A 20,407-nucleotide genomic window follows, 5' to 3' on the forward strand; every position below is an offset into this window, starting at 1 on the left:
GCTGCGCCGCATGCAAGGTAGGCCCATCTAGCTGTTGTGAGAAAAGAGAAACGTACTTATAATAATCGTGTTTCTCTTATCTATAAGGAGTGGTCGCATGGCACGTAGCATCCCGTTCTTCGGTCGCGAGAAGGAGCTCGCCGCACTCGATGCCGAATACCAGAGCGGCAGCTCGTTCGTGGTCATCTACGGACGCAGGCGCGTGGGAAAGACGGCGCTGATCAAGCAGTTCATCCAGGACAAGCCCTCCCTCTACTTCCTGGCATCCAAGGAAGACGAGGTGCTCAACCGCAGGCGCTTCGCCCAGGAGACAGCCACGTTCGCGGAAAACCGCCTGCTGGCAGACGCGAGCTTCGACGATTGGCGCCCCCTGTTTGGCGCAATCGCGGACGCCATGTCCGGCAGACCGTACGTATTGGCCATCGACGAGTTCCCCTACCTCATCGGGGCGAACAAGGCCATGCCCTCCATCATGCAGTACGTATGGGACGAGCTGCTCTCGAACACAGGATGCACCCTCATACTCTGTGGTTCGTCCGTAAGCATGATGAGGGACCAGGTCCTCTCGCGGACGAGCCCCCTCTATGGCAGGCGCACGTCGCAGATGAGGCTAAGGCCGCTTGCATTTCAGGAGCTGCGAGGGGCCTTCCCAAGGGCAAGCTACGAATCGGTCGTACGCTCGTATGCCATCACGAACGGGGTGCCCAAGTACCTCGAGCTCTTTAGCCCCGACCAGGACTTCGAGGAATCCATACGTCGCAACGTCCTCTCCACCTATGGCTTCCTCTACGAGGAGCCTGAGTTCCTCCTAGGGGAAGAGACAAGAGGCACTGCCAGCTACCTCTCCATCCTTTCCGGGGTGGCGGCAGGCAGCAGGAAGACGTCCGAACTGGCAAAGCTGCTGGGGAGAAAGGCACAAGAGATCACCCCCTACCTGAAGCCCCTCATGTCGCTCGGCTTCCTCGAGCGGAGGGTCCCCTTCAACGAGCGCTACCCCGAGCGCAGCAAGAACGGGCTCTATGAGGTGTCGGACAGCTTCCTGCGCTTCTGGCTCACCTACGTGCATCCCTTCCGGGGAGAGCTCGAGATGGGCAACATGAGACCTAGCCTCGAGGCGATGGGTCGGAGCTTCCAAAGCAAGTTCGTCCCCTTCGAGTTCGAGAGAATCTGCGCGGAGGACCTTGCACGCCTGTGCCTCGAGGGGAGGGTGGGCATCACGCCGAGCAGGATAGGCGGCTACTGGAACCGCACGGGATCGCTGGAGCTTGACGTCTGTGCGCAGGATGGCGGGGGCGCCAAGGCGTTCCTAGGAGAGTGCAAGTACTACGCAGGCAAGCCCGTCGGGATGGACGAGTATCGCCGTCTTGCCGCGAAGGCAGAAACGTTCGCGGCAAGCTACGACGATGGCGTCCTGCTGGGCCTCTTCTCCCACACAGGCTTCTCCGACGAGCTCAAGGATCTTGCAGGCGAGAGGGACGACCTCGTCCTCGTCGACAAGGGCGAGGTGGTGTGAGGGGGGGCGGGACGGCAGCGCGACCGGTCGCACGGACGATTCCGCAGCAGAAGTGTCCGTTTTGCTAGACAAGCCTCCCCTACAGCCCCAGCGCCCTCCTCGCAGCGTCAGCGGCGTCGCCCCCCCAACCGCTCGGCATATGAATGCCCCACCAACATGATTGTCGCCGGGGCAAGATGATCAAATGCGATGGCAGCTAGTCGAGCTTGGTAAGCCCGTCAATCACCGTAGCCTCAAGCGCTTGCTGATTCGAAGCGGTAAGAAGGTTGGAAGTCCTGACGACGCACGTCCCGACCACCTTGTGCGAGCCAGACGCCAGGATGCTTCCGTCGAAGGCAGCGAGGTAGTCATTGCGCTTTTGGGCGTCCTCCGCCGTCGCGTACACCTCCACCGCGCCGCCACCATCGGTGCCAGCGGCGACAATGGGCGTATATCCTGTGCTTGGATAGACCTTGGACTGGTCGACCAAGTCAGAGCTGAAATAGACGGTTGCCGTGTACGACCCAGCCTTACCAAGCATCCCATTCGGATCGTTGTCCTCAGAAACAGCCTCAGCTCCAGTTACATTGGCCAGGCCCGTCAAACGCTGCACCACAGAATCGCCCGACGGATTGGTGACGAGCTTCATCTGGGCGATGCTGCTTTCGAGGTTCTTCTGGGCGGTCCGCAAGGACTCCAGCGGCGACGCGTAATCCCCAAGGGAAGAGACCTCTTCCGCCGCGGCCTTTATCTGCTCGGTATCCGATGGCATCTGCGGCGCTTCGACCTTTGCAGCAGTGGCGGATTGAATTGCCGACCTTGCCTCGTCCAGCGTCGACTGGTCGAGCGGCTGTTCGCCGGAGTCGACCACTCCCTGCAAGCTCGCCACCGCGTCGTCAAGCTCCTGGTTACGCTGCGAGAGTCCGGCAGCCGCCTCGTCAAAAGCCTTTACTGCTACATCGTGCGGCACCTTGAAGTTCACGTACCAAAATGCCACGGCAGCAACGGCAAGCAGTGCAATTGCCGCAATCACAAGGATACGTTTCTTGCCTGGCGCAGCTTTCCGATCCTCGACGTCCGCCTGCTCTTCGGGGCCTCGCGCCTGCTCTTCCTCGCTCATTGGTACCTCCATCGTCCACTGGATTCCCATTTGAGAACCACTGTCAAAGCGGGTTGCTGGCTGGTCCCGTCGGCACCCTGAAGCAGCCTCACAAACTTGCCTGGCAACGTCCTGCTCATGGGCAGTCGTGCACCACATGTTCGGCCAGCAAAGTCATCCTCGAAAGCAAGGCATCGAGCGAGCGCCTGGACGGCGAGCCGTTTCCTCTGGACGGTACCGTCGCTCGCGCCGTGCTCGCTCCCCCTTCGACGACACAGTGGGCTTTGCCACGTCTGCCGCATCAAAGTTCAGGTATTGCTTTTCGTCGATGGCACGGCCGAAGCTCTCCATCTATGGTGACGACAATTTCTTTCCTCTGGAAGATATCGCTAGCATCGCCCGCACTCCTATCTGGTTCAGGATGGCAGGGCTCTCGGTCTCCGTTAGCTCGTCCGTCGGCCGATCGAGCCACTCGGCCGAGACGGGAAGTAGATACGTGACATTCAAAAAGCGAGAGATGCGCACAGCCAGCACTTGCGTCAGGCACCCTGGGGTGCTCACGTCCTCGAATGCCCAAATGGGCGCATGGATCATCTGCCTGACACACTTTTCGATAAGGAGCGAGCCGACGCCAAGAGCGCCGCTACCCCGTTCGACAAGCAGGGCTGCACCATCTTCTGCAAGGCGGAGAGCGCCGCGGATACTATCCTGGAGTTCGCACCCGCGCCCAGAACGAATGCCCAGAGCAAGGCATTCAGAATCGCCCTGCAGATGCTCGGCGACCTCACCGGCTTCGGGCTCACGTACTTCGACTTCGACAACACGGGCTACGTCAAGACGGCAACAGAGGTCTCCTCGGACAACTCCGCGCTCATGCGAAACATAAAGAGGCACGAGAACGCGCTCGAGGACTCGCTCGCGGGCATATCGCACGCGGTCATGGCGGTGTCGCGCACGCTTGGCGAGCAAATCGCCGACGAGGGCGAGGTGCACGTGACCTTCGACGACTCCATCGTCCAGGACACGGACGCCGAGAAGGCCAGGGACATGAGGGAGGTCGGCGTCACCATGGCCGCCTGGGAGTACCGCATGAGGTGGTACGGCGAGGACGAGGCCACCGCCAGGAAGCGCGCGCACGAGCTTGGGATCGGGCATGTGCGGGGCGCTTTCGTGTGCGTCGGCATCTGTGGCGCCTGCGGGCTGATGCTGCTGGCCGTCGGCCTCCTGCTGTAGCTTCTGGACGGCTGGGACAGGGCGCTAGGGTGTTCTCTGGTGTGTGGCGGTCTCTGCGCCCCGCGGGATAACTGACAGGTTGTCTCGGGCCGAGATGGCGTCGCTAGTAGCTCTGGCTGGCACAGATGGCGTTTGCTGGCGCGTGTGGGCCGCAGGCGGGCTGCAGCGAGCCCGCGTGGGGCCGCTGGTGGTGCTGCGACGGCTGGGTCGCTGCCGGATGCCCCGAGCCGGATGCCCCGAGCCGGATGCCGCCTGCAGCCACGCGGGCGCTGTGCCGCCCGCGCCTTGACGATGGACCGGACCAGCGGCCAGGACCGGCGGCACAGATAAGTTCGAGAACGGATGGGTTGCCAGTACGTTCTCGTCTTCGCAATAGGCACTACTCATGTCCGCCGTGGAGATATTCTGCAAACTCCGCCTGCCTCACTTGCCGGATTCAATACCCCTACGGCTGTCTATTATGCCCGATGCGGAATGAAGAGCGTTGTAGCGACCTATCACGTGGTAGAATTCCATTGTATTGCATTCAGCATTCTTACAGAGGACGGGCTATGAGATACACAGACTTGCTTGAAAGAGAAGCTTCGCCGACCGAGATACAGGCTTTTCTTGTAGACGGCGAGAATGTTCCCGTCACGCTCAGGATTCCACAGCCTCTGCGAGATTCAGCCAAGGAGGCTGCAACTCTTAGCGGGGTTAACTTCACCTCCTTTGTGAAGATGTGCATGATCGAGAAATTGTCCAAGGTTAACAACCTTGCCGAACGCAAATAGGCGATGGGAGCCACCGTGATTAATGCCGATAAGCCGAGCAGGTGGAATGACGATACTCGGCAATCCGTCCTTCAATACAACAACTGGTTTATGGACTTCGCCCCGCAAACTTATCAGGACGCTCGCGGTTCGTGCATGTCTTCCGTCGATAGCATCTTTAAGCAAAGCGAGAACCTTCGGGGGCTCACTCCCGAGCTTCTCGTCAGCAATCCGGAGTCCTTGACGACGTTACGCATGCTTTGCGCACCCCCCTATTGCAAGAGACAGGCTCGCAGGCTTGGCAGACGTGTCTAGATCTCAGGTAAAGGCAATGGAGGAAGGCAGGCTGCCAACCCGGAACAGGCAGCGCTTCATTGACGAGCAAATACCTGCCCTGCTCGGCGTAATCGACAGGCTCCTTGACAGGCAGCTCATAAACTGGCTTGGCTACGAACACGACCCCCTCAGTATGGACATGTATGTCGCTAAGTCTGTTGTCGCAGATCGTCTCTGCGGGACAACCTCGGACCCGATTATCAGAAACGCCCAAGAGGCCCGTCAGCTGGCTGTTATCGCCGCTTATCTCGAGCCGAAAGGTTACACGCTCATTGACGACGCTTCGGTTGGCCCCTTCGAGATGCCGCGCGGCACCTTCGCCTATCACAAGAATGTGCGCATGTATCAGAATGCGCGAGACGACAGCAACGGTTACGTGAACACGCCAGTCGATGTCGTAATCATGCCGATGGACCCAAGCATCGATACGCCTCTCCTGGTCGAGTGCAAGTCGGCAGGCGATTTCGCCAATACGAACAAGAGGCGAAAAGAGGAAGACACCAAGGTGACGCAGTTGCGGTCTACTTACGGAGACGTGACCCTCTATTTGTTCTTGTGTGGCTACTTCGACTCGACCTATCTCGGATACGAGGCGGCGAACCACATGGACTGGGTTTGGGAGCACCGAGTGGAGGATTTTCAGGAGGTCGGCATATGAGGGGCGCCGAACTCGAGCGGCGACGCTACCAAGAGGAATATGACAACGCACACACTCAACTCGAGCGCAATATAAAAGGGCAGTTCGCAACACCTTATGACCTTGCCGTGCAAATCGCCCTCGACGCGCTCGGCAGGCTCGACGCCCCCAGGACATTTCTCGAGCCCTCGTGTGGCACAGGCGCCTTCATTTCGGCCGTACGCGAATGCGACGAAAGGATAGAGATCACCGGCGTAGAGAAGGACGAGCCCGTCTACGAAATTGCGCGGACGTTGTGGGGTGGCGCAACGTCCAATCACGTCAACGGCGATTTTTTCGACCTTGCCTCCACGTTGGGACGCTTCGACCTGCTCGTTACCAACCCACCATACTCGCGGCATCATCATCTCAGCGCCGCCGAGAAGACCGAGTATGGGCTAGTGGCAGAGCGGCTTTCGGGGTACCACTTGTCCCAGCTAGCTGGGCTGCATGCTTATTTCATCCTTGCGGGAACGTCTCTGCTCAGCCCTGGCGGAATCGCCTCTTGGCTCATTCCTTCAGAATTGTTCTCGGTCAACTACGGCAGGGCCATTCGAGACTATATTACTCGGGACGTAACCATTGAGCGCATCCACTTCTTCGACAACGACGACCTGCAATTCGACGACGCGCTCGTCTCGTCCTGCGTGCTCGTGCTTAGGAAAAAGCCGACCGAAGCTACCGACAAAGCGCTGATTACAACGGGCGACTTCAAGCAGCCGAGCATGTCGGAAGAGGTTCTTATCAGTGAGCTGAAAACCATCGACAAATGGCAGCACTTCTTCAGCAGGGACGACAGAGTAACCGACACTTGCATCGGCAATTTCTTCTCGGTCAAGAGGGTCCTCTCCACGGGCGCGGAATCGTTCTATTCGAAAGACCGCGAGCAGTGGCATGAGCTCGGCATAGGGGACGAATGGCTGGTCCCCGTCCTGCCTGCACCGCGATACATGCATGACGCCATTGTCGAGGCCGATGAAAGTGGCTGGCCCACTGAGCATGGACGAGCGCTTTTAAACATTCCGTTGGATATTGACGAACATGATTTGCCCGAATCCGTCCAGTCGTATCTGGAAACGTGCCCGGACAAGGTAAGAAACAGCTATACCGCTAAGCACCGTAAGAAATGGTATGCGATAGAGCAACGCGACCCCGCCCCTGTTGTGTGCACATATATGAGCAGATCAAACAAGCAGCCTTTCCGCTTTGTGCGGAATAGGTCTATGGCGGTCGTGACAACCGCCTATCTATGCATGTATCCGAATACGAGCTTTACTGATGCTGAGCTTGACGCGCTATGCGACTCGCTAAATTCGATTCCACCCATGGTCCTTATCAATTCCGGTCGTGAGTATGGTGGCGGGTTAAGAAAGCTCGAGCCTAAGGAATTGCAGTCAGTGCCTTTTGAAACAGATATCGCACCAAAGATGGGACGCTTGTTCTAGGCATTGATACTGGCCATCAGAATGGGGACGGATTGAGTATATTCGATAAATTCAATAACCAAGGCTTGGATGATGACGGGGCGTTCGAGGAGCTGTGCTGCCAGCTATTCGAGACTTGGGGCGTGCGAGCAATGCTGTTTGACGCCAGTTGGGAATATCTCGATATACGCGGCGATGGTGGTGACGGCGGCGTAGAAGCATACTGGCACAACACCAATGATGACAGCTATATCGGGATGCAGGCGAAGTGGTTCAGAAAGACTATTGCAAAGTCCCAATACGAGCAAATCAAGAAATCGATTGACACCGCCATCAAACTGCGCCCCTCCATAACTCAGTACATAATCTGTGTGCCACACAACCTCACCTCTTTGAGGAACTCCAAGGGCGGAACCACTAGTCTTGGTGAGGAAGGAGACTGGAAAAAATTCCATGACAACATCGCGCAATCCCATCCGGACCTTGAGCTCTTGCTTTGGGACGAGCACCACATCGGGAGCTTGCTGACGGAACCGGCAAATGAGGGGCGTTGGCACTTCTGGTTCGAGAAATCAGCGGTCAATCCCGAAAACGTGCGTCTCGCTCTTAACGAAACAATCGAAGGACTCGAGGACCGCTACGTACCCGAGGTCACAGACGACGGAGAGCTTGCCATATTCCTCGACAACTTCTTCGGGTCAACCAAAAGCAGGTTGCGGATAATCAAAGACATCGACGCCTACCTTGACCTCTGCCACACCCTTTCATATGCGACCGATTCTTTCGTGGGGGTCGGCGATGGACTATCCGACGAACTGAAAAACTCTGACATTAAGTGCCATGATGCCATATGCGCATATGCTGACTCGCTTTATGTGTGGCGACAGAGCCTCATGACAGAGCCGCGAGACTTGATCGAAATCGAAAACATTGCAGTCGATTATGAGGCTATCGAAAACTTTGAATCCGACATCCAGGATTTAAAGGAGAAGCACAAGCTCACCGGACATGTAGACGAACTAATCAAGCTAATCGGCAGATTCAGAGAGCTTCCGAGCGAATACGAAATCCGCAGGACGATGCGCAACACACTCAGTTGTCCCCACTGTCTCGTCATCGGCGGGCAAGGGACCGGCAAGACATGCGGTTTCGCAAGTGAGGCGTCTAGCTTCCTGGGTGACGGGAAACATTTGCCCATCCTCATACGGGCAGGCGATGTCAACGACCGGGATGGATGGAGAGAGATCATATCCAATGCGCTCGGCCTTGCCGGTTGGACCGAGGCCGAGCTGTGGCAAGCGCTGAGCGCGTCCGCTGCGATGCACGATATGCGCGATGGCGGGATCACCGTCAGGGCTAAGGTCGCGATATTCGTCGATGGGCTCGACGAGCGGCAGCCAGCGTCAAGCTGGACTACGCTAATCAGACAGGGCGATGCCATCACGAAGGAATATCCGAGAATCAAGTTCGCTTATTCCTCACGTCCTCATGGGATTGAGCGCACCAACACCGACGATCTGTGGGAGTGCTTTTACCGTATTGAAGACAGCGGCGACGTTCCCGCCTGGGAGCTGTTCGACCGCTATATCGACTATTACTCTATCGACCTTGCCGGAAACACGCGCTACAAGTGGGTGCTTCGGACGCCTATGGAGCTTCGCATGTTCTGCGCCGCATACGGCGGCAGGCGCATAGACAAGGAGGTTTCGACCTGTCTCACCGCTCTTGTCAATGCCGAGGTCGATAGGCTTGATAAAGAGTATGCCGCCCGGAATGCCCGGATACTCAGCATGCATGAAACGCCCGTTGGAACCACGCTCATCGCCCTTGCAAGCGCATTCCTGGAGGATGACAGCCCGCGTGATCTCAAAGCAATCGGCAGCGTGGTCGAGGGCGCTGGTATGCAGCGCGAGGATGTTAACGGCATGCTCGACTTCCTTGAGAGGTACGGGATACTTGCTACGGTTCGACATCCTGGAGCCACGAGCGTCTCTCCCTCTATTGTCATGTACCAGCCCGGCTCGCGACACCTGTGGGACTACTTCATGGCCGTCGTGCTCATGGAGACGGAAGATGCTACGGCTGCAGAAGCTCTATTGCGTCATGGAGACGCTGCCTACATGTACGCAATTCTGCTCATCGAAAAGCGCGGAATCTTGCCCTTGAAGAGCGAGGCCCTCGTCAATGTCCTTGGCGTTGACAGAGTTCACAAGCTGACAATCGATGCACTCGCAAGCGCGGAGAAAGGCGCCGCTGGGAAGTTCAAGCAATGGGCACTTGACGAGATGGCCAGAAGCAGAGAGTCGCTCGTCGACATAGTCAATGGGATTGTTGCTCGAGTTGCGGATGAGCGGGACCATCCTCTTGGGCCAACCATGCTTGATGAGTACATGAGGACGTTCCCGACGCCAGCCGAACGCGACAGAGTCTGGTCAATTCCCAGGAAGATGCGCGACGACTACCAGCTGTCCATATACTATGAGCGGGATGCCGCAAGGCATTTGCCTCGCTTGCACAAAGGCGACGCGTGGAGCCAGATGCCGCTGCTTCTCGCATGGTGCCTGACAACGGTAAGCAACTTGAGGCGACGACACTGCAGAAACGAACTCGTTCAATGGGCCCTGTGCAATCCGGACGAATACGCTGAGCTCTTCGACCGACTCAGCGACTGCAATGACCCGCAGGTGCGAGAGGACCTGTTCGCCATCGCCGAAGAAGTCGTATGCCAGGGAAGGGTTGACACGGAAACGAAGAGACGTTTTGCCAGAACCACCTTCAATTCCGTTTTCAGCTCACCTGATGAGCCAGGAAACCGTGATGCAGCCTTACGATACTATGGAAGGACGCTCGTAGAACATTGCTGCGCTGACAGTACCATCGACTCAATAGAAATCGACAGTTGCAGACCGCCATACGGGACTAATGTCGGATCCGACGCGCTGCCTATCTACGCCGCGGCCGCCAATGCGGACAGGATGAGCGGATACGAAACCATCAATTACAATCTGGCTCGATACGTCCTCGTTGACAAGCTGGAGAGGGTGTTTGGTATACCCCAATTTCATACCGACAGCGGCTGGAACAGCAATGACGCGCTGCGGCTCGTAAGGCAATCCGCCGACATGGCGGGTACAAATCAACCGAGCTTTGAAGGCTGGGTTATCTCCGCAGCTTATCAGTATCTTGTTGACCACGGCTACGACCCCGACGTATTCGTCGGCCCCGTTGGTGAGAAGGGATATCGTCTGGGCGGCATCGACCGCAAGATATCGGGCTCATTTGGCAGCGCTGACCATGGCTCACAAAGCATGGTGATGACCGTAGCGGAGAAATACGTATGGTGCGCAAGGAATGAGATTTGCGGCTTCATGGCAGACAGGATTCCCGTACATAAGACCGCTTGGCAAAACGGCACCGCCCACGAGACCTACGAGCTCGCACGTGACTACAGCGCCTTGCTTAGCTACCAAAGCCCGCTTTTCGAGGCAACCGTGAATGCCCTCTCAGCTGAGAGAGCGGATGTCACCCCGTCTTTCCCGACCGCGTTCTCATGCGACGACGGCAACACAATAAGTTCTAAGCAAGAGCTTGACGATTGGATTAGCTCCAGTAGTGCCGATGACGTGGTGGCTCTCCTCGATCATGCCCCCAACGTGTTCCTCTCAATTGAAGGTGGCGTGATCCCCATTTCCATGTATGCCAGCGACTGGGGTGTCTGCGGCAAGGAGGCTCGTTGCTGGTCATACTGCGGAGCTATGGACTCTGCCGAACTTGCAAAACTAAGCGAAGCCGGGATAGTGGCAATTGACGGCTATGACCACGCCTCCGCATTCGTCGCGGGCATTGATGTGGAAGCCACCTACATCTCGCCGGTCGAGTATATGTCGGCTCCTTGGATCAACGAATGCCTCGAAGATTGCGAACGCACCAAGATAGCCGATGTACATGTCACAGCGACTCCTCTTTCAGGAAGAGGCGTTGATGGTCTGACCGACATCGGTGACTGCTGGTACCGATTCCCATCAAAGCTCGCAATGGGCCTGTGTGGGGTAACGCGCACTGACGGTGCCCGATATTACAATGCACATGATGACGTCGTGTTTGAGGACGTAGACTACGGCGAGCCCTACAGGCAGCACTACCAGGCATTGCTAGCTAACAGGAACAAGCTCTTCAGCACTTTGAGCGATAGAAATCTGCATCCTATTTGGTATGCCACGCTTCAAAGGAGTGGCAACAGGCTCGCTAATGAACGCTTGCCCCAGCTAGAAGCGCGTTCCGAAGTCTCATGGCTGATTTGGGTGGACGAAGATGGGAAGTACCGTTCATGCCGAATGTCAGATGAGTACCCAGTGCCCGAAAAGACTTATGAGCCTTCGGGGGTAATCAAAGAGCTCATTAAGAAATATGCCGTGGAGCGTGACAAGGACACGGAAGAGACTTTCGACTAACGCGCGACCGCTGCACTCGGTCAAGTTGTGACAGCCCCCTAACCTCATCGCAGGTTAGGGGGCTGCCTTTGTATGTGGCCGCCCAAGTCAACGAAAGGCGGTTACAGCATGGACGGTGAGCAAAATGGCAGCCAGGAAACCACACAGAACAACCAGGAAGACCAGGCGCAGACCCAGCAGGCGGCGTCACAGCAGGTAGACGGGGGCAACGGAAACGGAGATGCGTCCGCCCCCGACTACGAGAGGCAGATCGCCGAGCGCGACGAGAAGATCGCCTCACTCGAGGCCCAGATAGCCGAGGCGGCAAAGAGCGCCGAGCAGGCGGAGAAGCTGAGCGCGGAGATCGCCGAGCTCAAGCAGGCGTCGGCAGACGAGCGCGTGGACTTCGCCCTGCAGCTGGCGGGGTGCCGCAACGTGAAGGCGGCGCGCGCGGTGCTGGACGACTACGAGGGCGACGTATCCAAGCTCAAGGAGGCCGAGCCCTGGCTCTTTGCCAAGCACATGGCGGGCGAAGGCTCCCAGGGCGGCAAGACCGGGCTGCCCAACGCCGGCGCGGCGACCGACGAGGGCAAGACCCTCAGGCACTGACGCGAGATCGCCGGGCTCGCCGACGACGACAAGAAGAACGAGTAGCAGGTAACCCTGCAGGAAGCGAGGTAACCCATGCCCAACAGCATCGCATTCGCAAAGAGCTACGCCTCGGTGATCGACGAGGTGTACCAGCGGGCGTCCGTCTCCAGCGTGCTCAACTCCGGCCGTCGCATGGTCCGCGCGGGGCACAACGCAAGGGAGGTCATGGTCCCGAAGATCTCGGTCACCGGCCTGGGAGACTACACTCGAAACGTCGGCTACAAGACCGGCGCCATCACCTACGAGTTCGAGACCAAGACCTTCAACTACGACCGGGGCATCCGCCTGTTCGCCGACGTGATGGACGTGGAGGAGGCGGGCGTGAACGACTGCTTCGTGGAGGCGGGAGCGGAGCTGCAGCACACCCAGGTGGCCCCCGAGGGAGACGCCTTCACCTTCGCGACGATCGCCTCCCACGCAGGCGTGACGCCGGTGGAGACGGACCTCTCTAGGCGGCAGTCGAGTCAATATCCGGATTTTCCTAAGAGACGAGGATACTGATGCCTCTGACGGGTTCTGCGAATCTTCTGACGTTGAGCACGAGCAACGTCAGACGAATTCCATCGGTGAGGACAATCTTTTACCTACGGATGCGACATTACCAGCTTATGTGCCATCGGCGAAGGCATACGCCATCATGGAAACAACGGCAGTGCATGCGATTGGTCGATAGGAGCCAGGCAATATACATCCACAGAGAGATTGAGCCACTGCTGAAGAGCTGCCTTGACCGGTATGCAGTCCTGCTACTCGTAGGGCCACGGGGGTCAGGGAAGACCACCCTGCTGCAGCATTGCCTGGGCGAGGGATGCCAGTTCCTCTCGGCTGAAGAAATGAGTGCGATGGACACCACCCTTGCTGACCCCAACGACTTGCTGGCAGGGGGCAACCGCACGCTGGTATTGAAGGATGCGGAGCGACGTCCCAGGCTCGTCGCTGCCGCCGTGGCGGATGGACGCCCCGGCGGGCTCGTACTGGAGGCGCAGTTCGTAACCGAGAGGCTCTCTGCCGCACTGCAATCCCTTACCAAGCACGTGCGCAAGCTTCGGCTTGGAACGCTCAGCTTGCGGGAGCTGTTGGGCCAAACGGGCAGGGGCCCACACGTTCCCGCGCCGCCTCGCAGCATGGCCAGCACACCCGCGATGGACGAGGGAGCTCTCTGGGAGCACATCTGGCGCGGCGGGCAGCCCGTGCTCCTGGACGCCACGACCAACTGGGACGACTTCTATTCTGCCTGAGAGAGGAAACTCCTCGAGCACGAACTGGTGGGGCCACTTGGAAGGCGTGATGCCTTCCGCTTCCTGAGCCTCATGACGGCCTGCGCGAAACGGACGGCGCAACCCCTTGACCTGGACGGGCTTTGCAATAAGGCCGAGCTCGACGCTCAGACCGCCGAGACATGGATTCACTTGCTCGAGGACCTGGGCATCGTCTGCCTGGTGCCTCCCCTCGAATCCGCCCTGGGCAGGAGACCGAGCTCGCGCGCGGGTCGCACTCCCCTCCTCCACTTCATGGACACCGGCCTCGCCTGCCACCTGGCAAGCCTGAACAGCCCCGACGAACTGCGCTTCGGGCCACTCTACCGACCCATATTCCGGAGCTTCGTGGCCTCCGAGATAATGAAGACGTGGCTGGCGGCGGGACGGGAGCTCGCTAAGTTCAGCTACCTCTTCGACGGGGAGCGCCGCGAGCTCGACCTGGTGCTGAGGGAGGGCGATGTGCTGCATCCCGTCAAGGTGGACATGGGCAGGGCCGCACGCGCCGACGAGGCCCAGAGGGAGTTTGCGAGCCTCCAGGGCGTCGACGGCTGCGAGCTGGGCTGGGGAGAGGTCGTGTGCCTGGCGCGGGCCGCCGGCGTAGCGGGACGAGGCGTCGTCGTGACTCCCGTATGGCAGATCTAGCGGACTGAACTGCCGCCGCGCACGTTCGACAGCTGCACCCTAAAACTCAACAGGATCAAGGTACATGTCTCCCATTTGTCCAACCCCAACCAGCTGATCCAGGAAGAGCAGCATGTAGAGCGGCAGGTAATAGACCGGCTTCCCAAGCCTCTGCTCGACGGACACGTTGCGCTCCGAGAGCACCAGGGCCTCGTTGATGTCCCAATCCTTCGTTTTGAGCAGGTTGTTGAGGGCGAAGTGCAGCTTGTAGTCCTTACCGGACTTGACCTCGAGCGGGATGACCCTGGCGTCTTCGGTCTGGAGCAGGAAGTCCACCTCGCCCTTCCTGCTGTTGTGGAAGTACCAGAGCTCCCTGCCCAACGATGCGAGTTCCTGGGCGACGACGTTCTCGTACACCGCCCCAAAGTTGGCATCCCCCTCGCCCGACACGACCCTCATGGCAGCGAGCCGCGGATATTGCGCCAGCAGGAGCCCGCAGTCAGACGAGTAGAGCTTGAACTTCTCCCCCACCTTGGTCCGCTGCAGGGGATACTTGGGCTCCGTGACCGCATGGGCGGGAAGCACCACGCCAGCGTCCTCAAGCCAGGTGAAGTCGTCCCTCATCCGCTCGTGCTTGGCGCCTGCCCTCACGGACGCCATCTGGAAGCGCTTGTTCTCCTTCGCGAGCTGCGAGGGCACGTTGGAGTAGATGGAACGGACGTAGAGTCTCCTCTCGCCCGCGTACTTGGAGATGTCGAAACCATACTGTTCGACGATATCAAGGCAGACCTGTCGGGCGCCGCCGAGGTCCAGCCCACCCTCGAGGAACGTCGAGACTGCCTCGGGCATGCCGCCCACTGCGATGTACTGCCTGAAGAGCCTCACCATGCGGTCGTGCAGCGAGTCCTCGACAGGAACCCTTGCGTCAAATGCCGTGCGAAGTTCGTCGATGATGGAGGATGGCACCCCGCTGGCCCAGCAGAACTCCTCGAAGTCCAAGGGGAACATCCGACGGACCTGCGCGTATCCGACGGGAAACGACGTCACGCCGCCGAGCGCCGTGCCAAGAAGCGATCCGGAGAGGATGAGGTCGAAGCGGCCGTCCTCCACGATGAACTTGGATAGCGTGACGACGTCGTGCCCCAGCTGCCGCACCTCGTCAAAGAAGATCAACGAGCCTTCGGGAATGGAGCGGCCCGCCACGAGCGAGAGGCGCGAGAGTAGCTCGGCCGAGCTCGATGCCGTAGCAAGGAGTTTGCCGCTCTCCTCGTCATCAATGAAGTTGACCTCGATATAGGAGTCGTAGCTCTGCCGCGCGAACTCCCGCACGATGTAGGTCTTACCGACTTGACGCGCCCCGAGCAGCACGAGCGCCTTGCGAGCACCAGCGGCCTTCCAGCCTTCAAGCTCATGGAGCATCTTCCTCTTGAGCACTGCCACCTCATCTCTAGCGCAGAAGGTATTTGCTCAATTATGTCTCTAACACAGAACGATTTCGAGGGTTTGTGTGTCTAAAACAGAAGGAATCTTGGCGATTTTGTTACTGACGCGCGTTTGCTTCGAAGTTTAATGTTTGTCGCGAGAAGACGGCCTCGACCCGAGCGCGTCATGCGGGCCGGGGCTGGATGCCGGAGCCGCCCGTCGCCGCAGGCACGCGGGAACGCACTCCGACAACATCGTCCACGCCATCCCGCACGCGACCAGACAATGCGCACGCGCAGCCGCATCGCGCACGCCGTTGCGCACGCCATTTTGAACGCGCACGCGGTCGCGCACACGGACTCCTCCCGCCAAATGCGGAAACGCCAAGGCCAATGTGCGCTTTCGCGTGCTGGGCGAAAGCGACGTGCGTAAGCGCGTGCGGGATGGCGGCTCGTGTGCGTAAGCACGTGTGGGGTAGCGGCTCGATAGCGGCTCGCATGCGCATGCGCGTGCGGAGCGGCGACGGGCGTGCGTTGTCGCGTGCTGGATGGCCGCCAGTCGCTGCCAAACGCCCGAGTCCCTCTCCCCTACTTGCCCTTCCTCGAGCGCGTACGGTGCGGCGCGGCGTTGACGCTTATGGGACAGTACTCGTAGCGCGGTTCCTGCACCTTGCGCACGATTCGGTCTATCGAGTGCAGCACGCGGTCGTGCTCGAGCGAGCTCACGACCTCCTTGCGCACGTATGCGCAGCCACAGCCCCCGCCGCAGCTGAACTCGCCGTAGCCCTCGTCGTCGATGGCGACGTCCTTCTCTTCGGAGCCCGCCACGCAGCAGAAGGTCGCCCCAGCATGCCGTGCGCCCACGCACATGCGCTTGGTCCCGCCCTCGGCGTCGGTGAGCACCACGGCCACGCCGCTCATGGGGTGCGCGTCGTCGCCCTCGCGGGTCCAACCAATGAGATTGGCGTCGTCCAGGTAGTCGTTCTGGGGACCGAAGGCGAAGCGCTGGCGCAGCTCCATAAGCAGCGGGAGCTCGGCCACGGCGGGGATGTTGCCGTCGTTGGGTATGCCGAAGAGGTCCCCGAAGAAGACGCAGGGATACCCCGCCTCGCGCAGGAGGATCAGCATGTAGGCACTGGGCTTGAACCAGTCCTGGACCGTGCTCTGCAGCGCCTGGTTAGGCTGGGTGTCGTGGTTGTCCACGAAGGTGACGGCGCGGATGGGCTCGCGCTGCACCAGCGTGTCGTCGAAGACGTGAGCCAGGTCCCTCTCGCCCATGCTGTTGGAGGCGTCGAAGAGCCGGTAGTGCAGGGGCACGTCGAAGAGGCTCATGGGAACCTCGCCCAGGTAGGACTCGAGGTCTTCCACCTCGGGCGACCAGTACTCCCCCACCGTGAAGAGCTCCTTGCCCGTGGCCTCGCGCAGGCGCGTGAGCCAGCGGTGGAAGAACGCGCGCGAGATGTGCTTCAGCGCGTCCAGGCGGAAGCCGTCGACGCCGGTGATCTTGAGGTACCACTCGCCCCAGCGGCCGAGCTCCTCCTCCACCGCGGGCCCGCTCACGTCCACGTCGGAGCCCATGAGGTAGTCGTAGTTGCCGTTCTCGGACTTGTCCACATCCTCGTCCCAGTGCTTGCCGTCGAAGAGGTAGACGCCGGGCTCGTGGGTCGACTCGTCCCAGTCGGTGCCGTGGAAGCAGCGCCAGTCCCAGTGGAAGTCGGAGTACTTGTCGGCCCGACCGGGAAAGCGGTAGCGGGTCCAGGCGCTGATCTGGCGCGGCTCGCCCGCCTGCTCGTTGCGGTTGGCGGGGTTGATGGGGGTGGCCAGGACGTCCTCGCACTCCTCCCCACCGAAGCGCTGGTTGAGCACGACGTCAGCGAGGACCTGGATGCCCGACTTCTGGAGGGCGCGGATGGCTGAGAGGTACTCCCTGCGCGTGCCGTACTTGGTGCGGACGCTGCCGCACTGGTCGAACTCGCCCAGGTCCCAGGGGTCGTAGACGGCGTAGCCCACGCCCTCGGCCCCCTCGGAGTTCTTGTAGGCGGGCGGCATCCAGACGGAGCTCACGCCCATGTGCGCGAGGGTGGGCGCGAGCTCGGCCAGGCGCTTCCAGTGCGCGCCGTCCGCGGGTAGGTACCAGGAGAACCCCTGGAGCATCATGCCGTTTTCCATGTGAACCTCCGGAGTGTGGGGGTGGGTGGTTGGGTACGGGGCGGGGTCGCACGCGTGGGTGCGTGCGGCGGCGCGTAGGCACGTGCGACGGCGCTGGACGCGGGCGGCGGCAGTGTTCTAGGCGCGAGCGTGCTGCGGCAGACGCGGGTGCGTACGGCGTGCGGCTACGTTGCGGCGCCTCTCTCGCCATGAAAATGCTAGCGCTCGCGAGGCGCAGGCGCAAAGCAGGGTGGCAACGCAAGGTGTCGGGCCAGAGCACCGTGCATGCAACTACGCACGTCGTTAGCGTCGTGCACGCCGTTGCACACAACATCCGCAACAAGCACGCTGTTTCGCACGCCACACACAGCGAGCACGCTCGAACGCACATGGACGCTCCATGCTATCTGGGCAAACGCAGGAGTGCGTGTGCGCAACAGCGTGAACGTCGAAAAACGTGTGCGCAACAGCGTGTTCGGCGAAATGTCCGTGCGTTGGAGCGTGCCGGACGTCGGTACCTGTGCGTTGGAGCGTGCGCGACGGCGATGCGTGTGCGCAAGTGCGTGCCAGTCGTCGGCGCATGTGCGCAACGGCGTGCCCGACACGCGTAAGCTAGTGGCCGACGCCAGGTGACGCCACCAACAGAGGAGGCAGCATGCCCACGTGGACCAAGCGGCACATCGTCGACGGCTTCGTGCGCCTCCTGCACATGCACAGCTACCCCTCCATCACCGTCGAGATGATCCTAGCCCAGACCGACGTGAGCAAGACGACCTTCTACCGTTACTTCAGGAACAAGTCGGATGTGATGGATGCCTACTTCCAGCAGGTCTACGACGCTGCCATCCTGGACGAGGGCTGCCGCGACCTCGAGGACCTCTTCGCCGCCATCCTGGAGAAGGCGCGTAGCAACCCCGAGCAGTACCGCATGTTCGAGACCACGGGCTACAACTCCTACCTCCAGTTCATCTACCGCTACACCTTTTCCATGGGCAGCAGGATCATCGAGACCGCCTGGAAGCGGAGCCTGAGCGAGGCCGAGTCCCTGCACGTCGCCTTCTTCTGCGCCGGGGGCAGCCACATCGTGGAGGAGTTCTGCCGCGGGCAGAACTACCGTGGCCTGAGCGGCAGGCAGGCCGCGGCCGAGATTGCGCAGATGATGGGCGACGAGTACCACGTCGCCATCGACGACGCGGTACGGGCCCAGCTGCGGGAGCACATCCGGAGGCGGGACGCTTAGGGCAGTTCGTTCCGTTATGGGACTCTCCGCACGATCCGGGCTTTGCGCGCACGTCTCCCCACGCTAGATTCGGGCCAACGCCGAACCCAGCTTGGAAGGAAGCCCGACATGAAGGACCAATACCGCATCATCATCTGGGGCTTGGGGCAGGTGGGCAGGCCTGCCCTGCAGCTCATCGACTCCCGCCAATCCCTGACCCTGGTAGGCGCCTACGACCTTGACCCCGCGAAGGTCGGCAGGAACGCCGGCGAGGTCTGCGGCTTCGCCAAGACCGGCGTGATAGTGTCGGGCGACGAGGTGCTGGGCCTGGACGCCGACATCGTCCTCTACTACCCGTCCACCAAGTGGGACGAGGGCAAGCTTCCCTCCCCCACTTCCGTCGGAGGCAACGTCGAGGACATCGTCAAGATCCTCTCGCATGGCAAGAACTGCAGCTCGACCCTGCCCGTCTACTTCTCTGAGAAGAACGCGCCGGAATACTTCAGGCAGATCGACGAGGCGGCCAAGCGCAGCGGGGTCACCTACACCCAGCAGGGTATCTTTCCGGGCCTCTTCACCCCGTACTTCCCCTCGATCAGCGGCATGTTCTCACGGAGGATCGACACCGCCATCGTCTACGGCGGCGAGGACGACGCGGTCAACTCCGCGCCCTGGATCTCCGTCTTCGGCTATGGCAAGAGGCCGGAGGAGGTCTCTGCGGAGCGGCTGGCCGTGGTCAAGAACATCATGTTCACCTACTACGGTCCGACCGTGATCGAGATGGCCGAGCGTCTGGGCCTGGAGTACGACGAGTACTCCTGCGAGGAGGAGACGATCCTCTCGAAGGAGGAGGTCACGACGCCCTATACGCACGTCACCCCCGGAACCGTCGGCGCCCATCGCTTCGTCATGTGCACCAAGAGGGACGGGAGGGAGGTCACCGGCTTCCACTTCGTCCATAAGGCCTCGAGCAAGACCATGCGGGACCTGCCGCTGGACACCTACGTCGAGATCAAGGGGGAGCCGGACCTGACCGTACGCCTGGAGAACATCATCCCGGATGACGACCCGTTCCTGACCAGCGCCGCGCCCAACGTGAACCTGATCCCCGCGATCGTGGACGCGGAGCCGGGCTACCAGGACGCGCTGGACATACCCTTCGGCCGCGTGCCGCGCTAGCAGGAGAAGGGCGCGGGGCCACTGAAGGACGAGTGCCGCATCATCGTCTGAGGCCCAAGCTAGTCGCGAAGGCGCCGGAAAACTGCGCATGATTCCTCAGAGTTGTGGAGATGCACAAAGAGAATGAGCTCCTGAGCTGGCCAGACGCTCATTTCGACCGAAGTTCGAAAATACCGTGCGCAGTTTTTTTGGACGCACACCTTGCCCCTGCCGCTCGCGCGCTCGAACGCACGACCGCCAGCGCCACCCACGCGTCAACGCACGACCGCCAGCGCCACCCACGCGCCAACGCACAAGCAAAACGACGAGCACGCTCGAACGCACATCGTCGCCTCACGTTACCTGGGCAAACGTCGAGGCACATGTGCGTAAGAGCGTGCGCGTTGCAGGAGTTGTGCGCAAGAGCGTGCTCGGCACCGGTGGCCGTGTGCAAGAGCGTGCGCGACGACGGTGGCCGTACCCGGTGG

The 20,407-nt window shown here is 60.3% G+C and carries 14 protein-coding genes and 1 pseudogene; 12 read left to right on the plus strand and 3 right to left on the minus strand.

Translation table 11 applies throughout. The features are described 5' to 3' along the window. The first annotated feature begins 97 nt into the window (after positions 1-97). Positions 98-1,513 (plus strand): ATP-binding protein, encoded by a 1,416-nt coding sequence (locus tag HMPREF1008_RS08505; protein ID WP_009279454.1) that lies wholly within the window; start codon positions 98-100, stop codon positions 1,511-1,513. 196 nt (positions 1,514-1,709) lie between these two features. Here HMPREF1008_RS08505 and HMPREF1008_RS08510 read toward each other — a convergent pair whose 3' ends face one another. Next, complete coding sequence (locus HMPREF1008_RS08510) at positions 1,710-2,612, minus strand: hypothetical protein (RefSeq protein ID WP_009279455.1); 903 nt, start codon at positions 2,610-2,612, stop codon at positions 1,710-1,712. Between the two features lie 564 nt (positions 2,613-3,176). Between HMPREF1008_RS08510 and HMPREF1008_RS08515 the strand changes: the two genes are divergently transcribed. The 9 genes and pseudogenes from HMPREF1008_RS08515 (at position 3,177) to HMPREF1008_RS08555 (ending at position 13,994) form a co-directional block, all read left to right on the plus strand. Continuing rightward, complete coding sequence (locus tag HMPREF1008_RS08515; protein ID WP_009279456.1) at positions 3,177-3,824, plus strand: hypothetical protein; 648 nt, start codon at positions 3,177-3,179, stop codon at positions 3,822-3,824. Between the two features lie 551 nt (positions 3,825-4,375). After that, complete coding sequence (locus HMPREF1008_RS08520) at positions 4,376-4,597, plus strand: hypothetical protein (protein ID WP_009279457.1); 222 nt, start codon at positions 4,376-4,378, stop codon at positions 4,595-4,597. A 250-nt stretch (positions 4,598-4,847) separates the two neighbouring features. After that, positions 4,848-5,570 (plus strand): annotated as a pseudogene (locus tag HMPREF1008_RS08525) (XamI family restriction endonuclease); the annotation flags it as partial. Further along, complete coding sequence (locus tag HMPREF1008_RS08530) at positions 5,567-7,033, plus strand: N-6 DNA methylase (RefSeq protein WP_009279459.1); 1,467 nt, start codon at positions 5,567-5,569, stop codon at positions 7,031-7,033. The pseudogene HMPREF1008_RS08525 and the gene HMPREF1008_RS08530, both read left to right, overlap by 4 nt. A gap of 32 nt (positions 7,034-7,065) precedes the next feature. Beyond that, complete coding sequence (locus HMPREF1008_RS08535) at positions 7,066-11,463, plus strand: hypothetical protein (protein ID WP_040656782.1); 4,398 nt, start codon at positions 7,066-7,068, stop codon at positions 11,461-11,463. A 108-nt stretch (positions 11,464-11,571) separates the two neighbouring features. Then, positions 11,572-12,051: a hypothetical protein gene (locus HMPREF1008_RS08540; protein ID WP_009279461.1), complete on the plus strand. Its 480-nt coding sequence runs from the start codon at positions 11,572-11,574 to the stop codon at positions 12,049-12,051. Positions 12,052-12,126: 75 nt separating this feature from the next. After that, positions 12,127-12,594 carry a hypothetical protein gene (locus tag HMPREF1008_RS08545; RefSeq protein ID WP_009279462.1) on the plus strand — a complete coding sequence of 156 codons (468 nt, stop codon included), beginning with the start codon at positions 12,127-12,129 and terminating at the stop codon, positions 12,592-12,594. Positions 12,595-12,926: 332 nt separating this feature from the next. Beyond that, positions 12,927-13,331: a hypothetical protein gene (locus HMPREF1008_RS08550; RefSeq protein ID WP_232202856.1), complete on the plus strand. Its 405-nt coding sequence runs from the start codon at positions 12,927-12,929 to the stop codon at positions 13,329-13,331. A 27-nt stretch (positions 13,332-13,358) separates the two neighbouring features. Continuing rightward, positions 13,359-13,994, plus strand: a complete 636-nt coding sequence (locus HMPREF1008_RS08555) for a DUF4143 domain-containing protein (protein WP_009279464.1) — start codon at positions 13,359-13,361, stop codon at positions 13,992-13,994. A gap of 39 nt (positions 13,995-14,033) precedes the next feature. Here HMPREF1008_RS08555 and HMPREF1008_RS08560 read toward each other — a convergent pair whose 3' ends face one another. Together HMPREF1008_RS08560 and HMPREF1008_RS08565 are read right to left on the minus strand one after the other, a co-directional pair. Further along, entirely contained in the window at positions 14,034-15,407 is a 1,374-nt protein-coding gene (locus HMPREF1008_RS08560; RefSeq protein WP_009279465.1) for an ATP-binding protein, read from the minus strand. Between the two features lie 575 nt (positions 15,408-15,982). Then, positions 15,983-17,563: an alpha-amylase gene (locus tag HMPREF1008_RS08565; protein WP_009279466.1), complete on the minus strand. Its 1,581-nt coding sequence runs from the start codon at positions 17,561-17,563 to the stop codon at positions 15,983-15,985. A 634-nt stretch (positions 17,564-18,197) separates the two neighbouring features. On the opposite strand from HMPREF1008_RS08565, the gene HMPREF1008_RS08570 reads away from it, so the two are divergent. Next, complete coding sequence (locus HMPREF1008_RS08570; protein WP_009279468.1) at positions 18,198-18,782, plus strand: TetR/AcrR family transcriptional regulator; 585 nt, start codon at positions 18,198-18,200, stop codon at positions 18,780-18,782. 108 nt (positions 18,783-18,890) lie between these two features. Continuing rightward, complete coding sequence (locus HMPREF1008_RS08575) at positions 18,891-19,940, plus strand: hypothetical protein (protein ID WP_009279469.1); 1,050 nt, start codon at positions 18,891-18,893, stop codon at positions 19,938-19,940. Positions 19,941-20,407 lie beyond the last annotated feature (467 nt).

This window comes from Olsenella sp. oral taxon 809 str. F0356, from assembly GCF_000233535.1.
Taxonomy (GTDB): domain Bacteria; phylum Actinomycetota; class Coriobacteriia; order Coriobacteriales; family Atopobiaceae; genus Olsenella_I; species Olsenella_I phocaeensis.

What these genes read in the sequence shown, in the direction of transcription:
- HMPREF1008_RS08565 (WP_009279466.1), bottom strand. Translation starts at nt 17,563, where the DNA reads ATGGAAAACGGCATGATGCTCCAGGGGTTCTCCTGGTACCTACCCGCG.
- HMPREF1008_RS08510 (WP_009279455.1), bottom strand. Translation starts at nt 2,612, where the DNA reads ATGAGCGAGGAAGAGCAGGCGCGAGGCCCCGAAGAGCAGGCGGACGTC.
- HMPREF1008_RS08540 (WP_009279461.1), top strand. Translation starts at nt 11,572, where the DNA reads ATGGACGGTGAGCAAAATGGCAGCCAGGAAACCACACAGAACAACCAG.
- HMPREF1008_RS08545 (WP_009279462.1), top strand. Translation starts at nt 12,127, where the DNA reads ATGCCCAACAGCATCGCATTCGCAAAGAGCTACGCCTCGGTGATCGAC.
- HMPREF1008_RS08575 (WP_009279469.1), top strand. Translation starts at nt 18,891, where the DNA reads ATGAAGGACCAATACCGCATCATCATCTGGGGCTTGGGGCAGGTGGGC.
- HMPREF1008_RS08530 (WP_009279459.1), top strand. Translation starts at nt 5,567, where the DNA reads ATGAGGGGCGCCGAACTCGAGCGGCGACGCTACCAAGAGGAATATGAC.
- HMPREF1008_RS08505 (WP_009279454.1), top strand. Translation starts at nt 98, where the DNA reads ATGGCACGTAGCATCCCGTTCTTCGGTCGCGAGAAGGAGCTCGCCGCA.
- HMPREF1008_RS08520 (WP_009279457.1), top strand. Translation starts at nt 4,376, where the DNA reads ATGAGATACACAGACTTGCTTGAAAGAGAAGCTTCGCCGACCGAGATA.
- HMPREF1008_RS08570 (WP_009279468.1), top strand. Translation starts at nt 18,198, where the DNA reads ATGCCCACGTGGACCAAGCGGCACATCGTCGACGGCTTCGTGCGCCTC.
- HMPREF1008_RS08515 (WP_009279456.1), top strand. Translation starts at nt 3,177, where the DNA reads ATGGATCATCTGCCTGACACACTTTTCGATAAGGAGCGAGCCGACGCC.
- HMPREF1008_RS08550 (WP_232202856.1), top strand. Translation starts at nt 12,927, where the DNA reads ATGAGTGCGATGGACACCACCCTTGCTGACCCCAACGACTTGCTGGCA.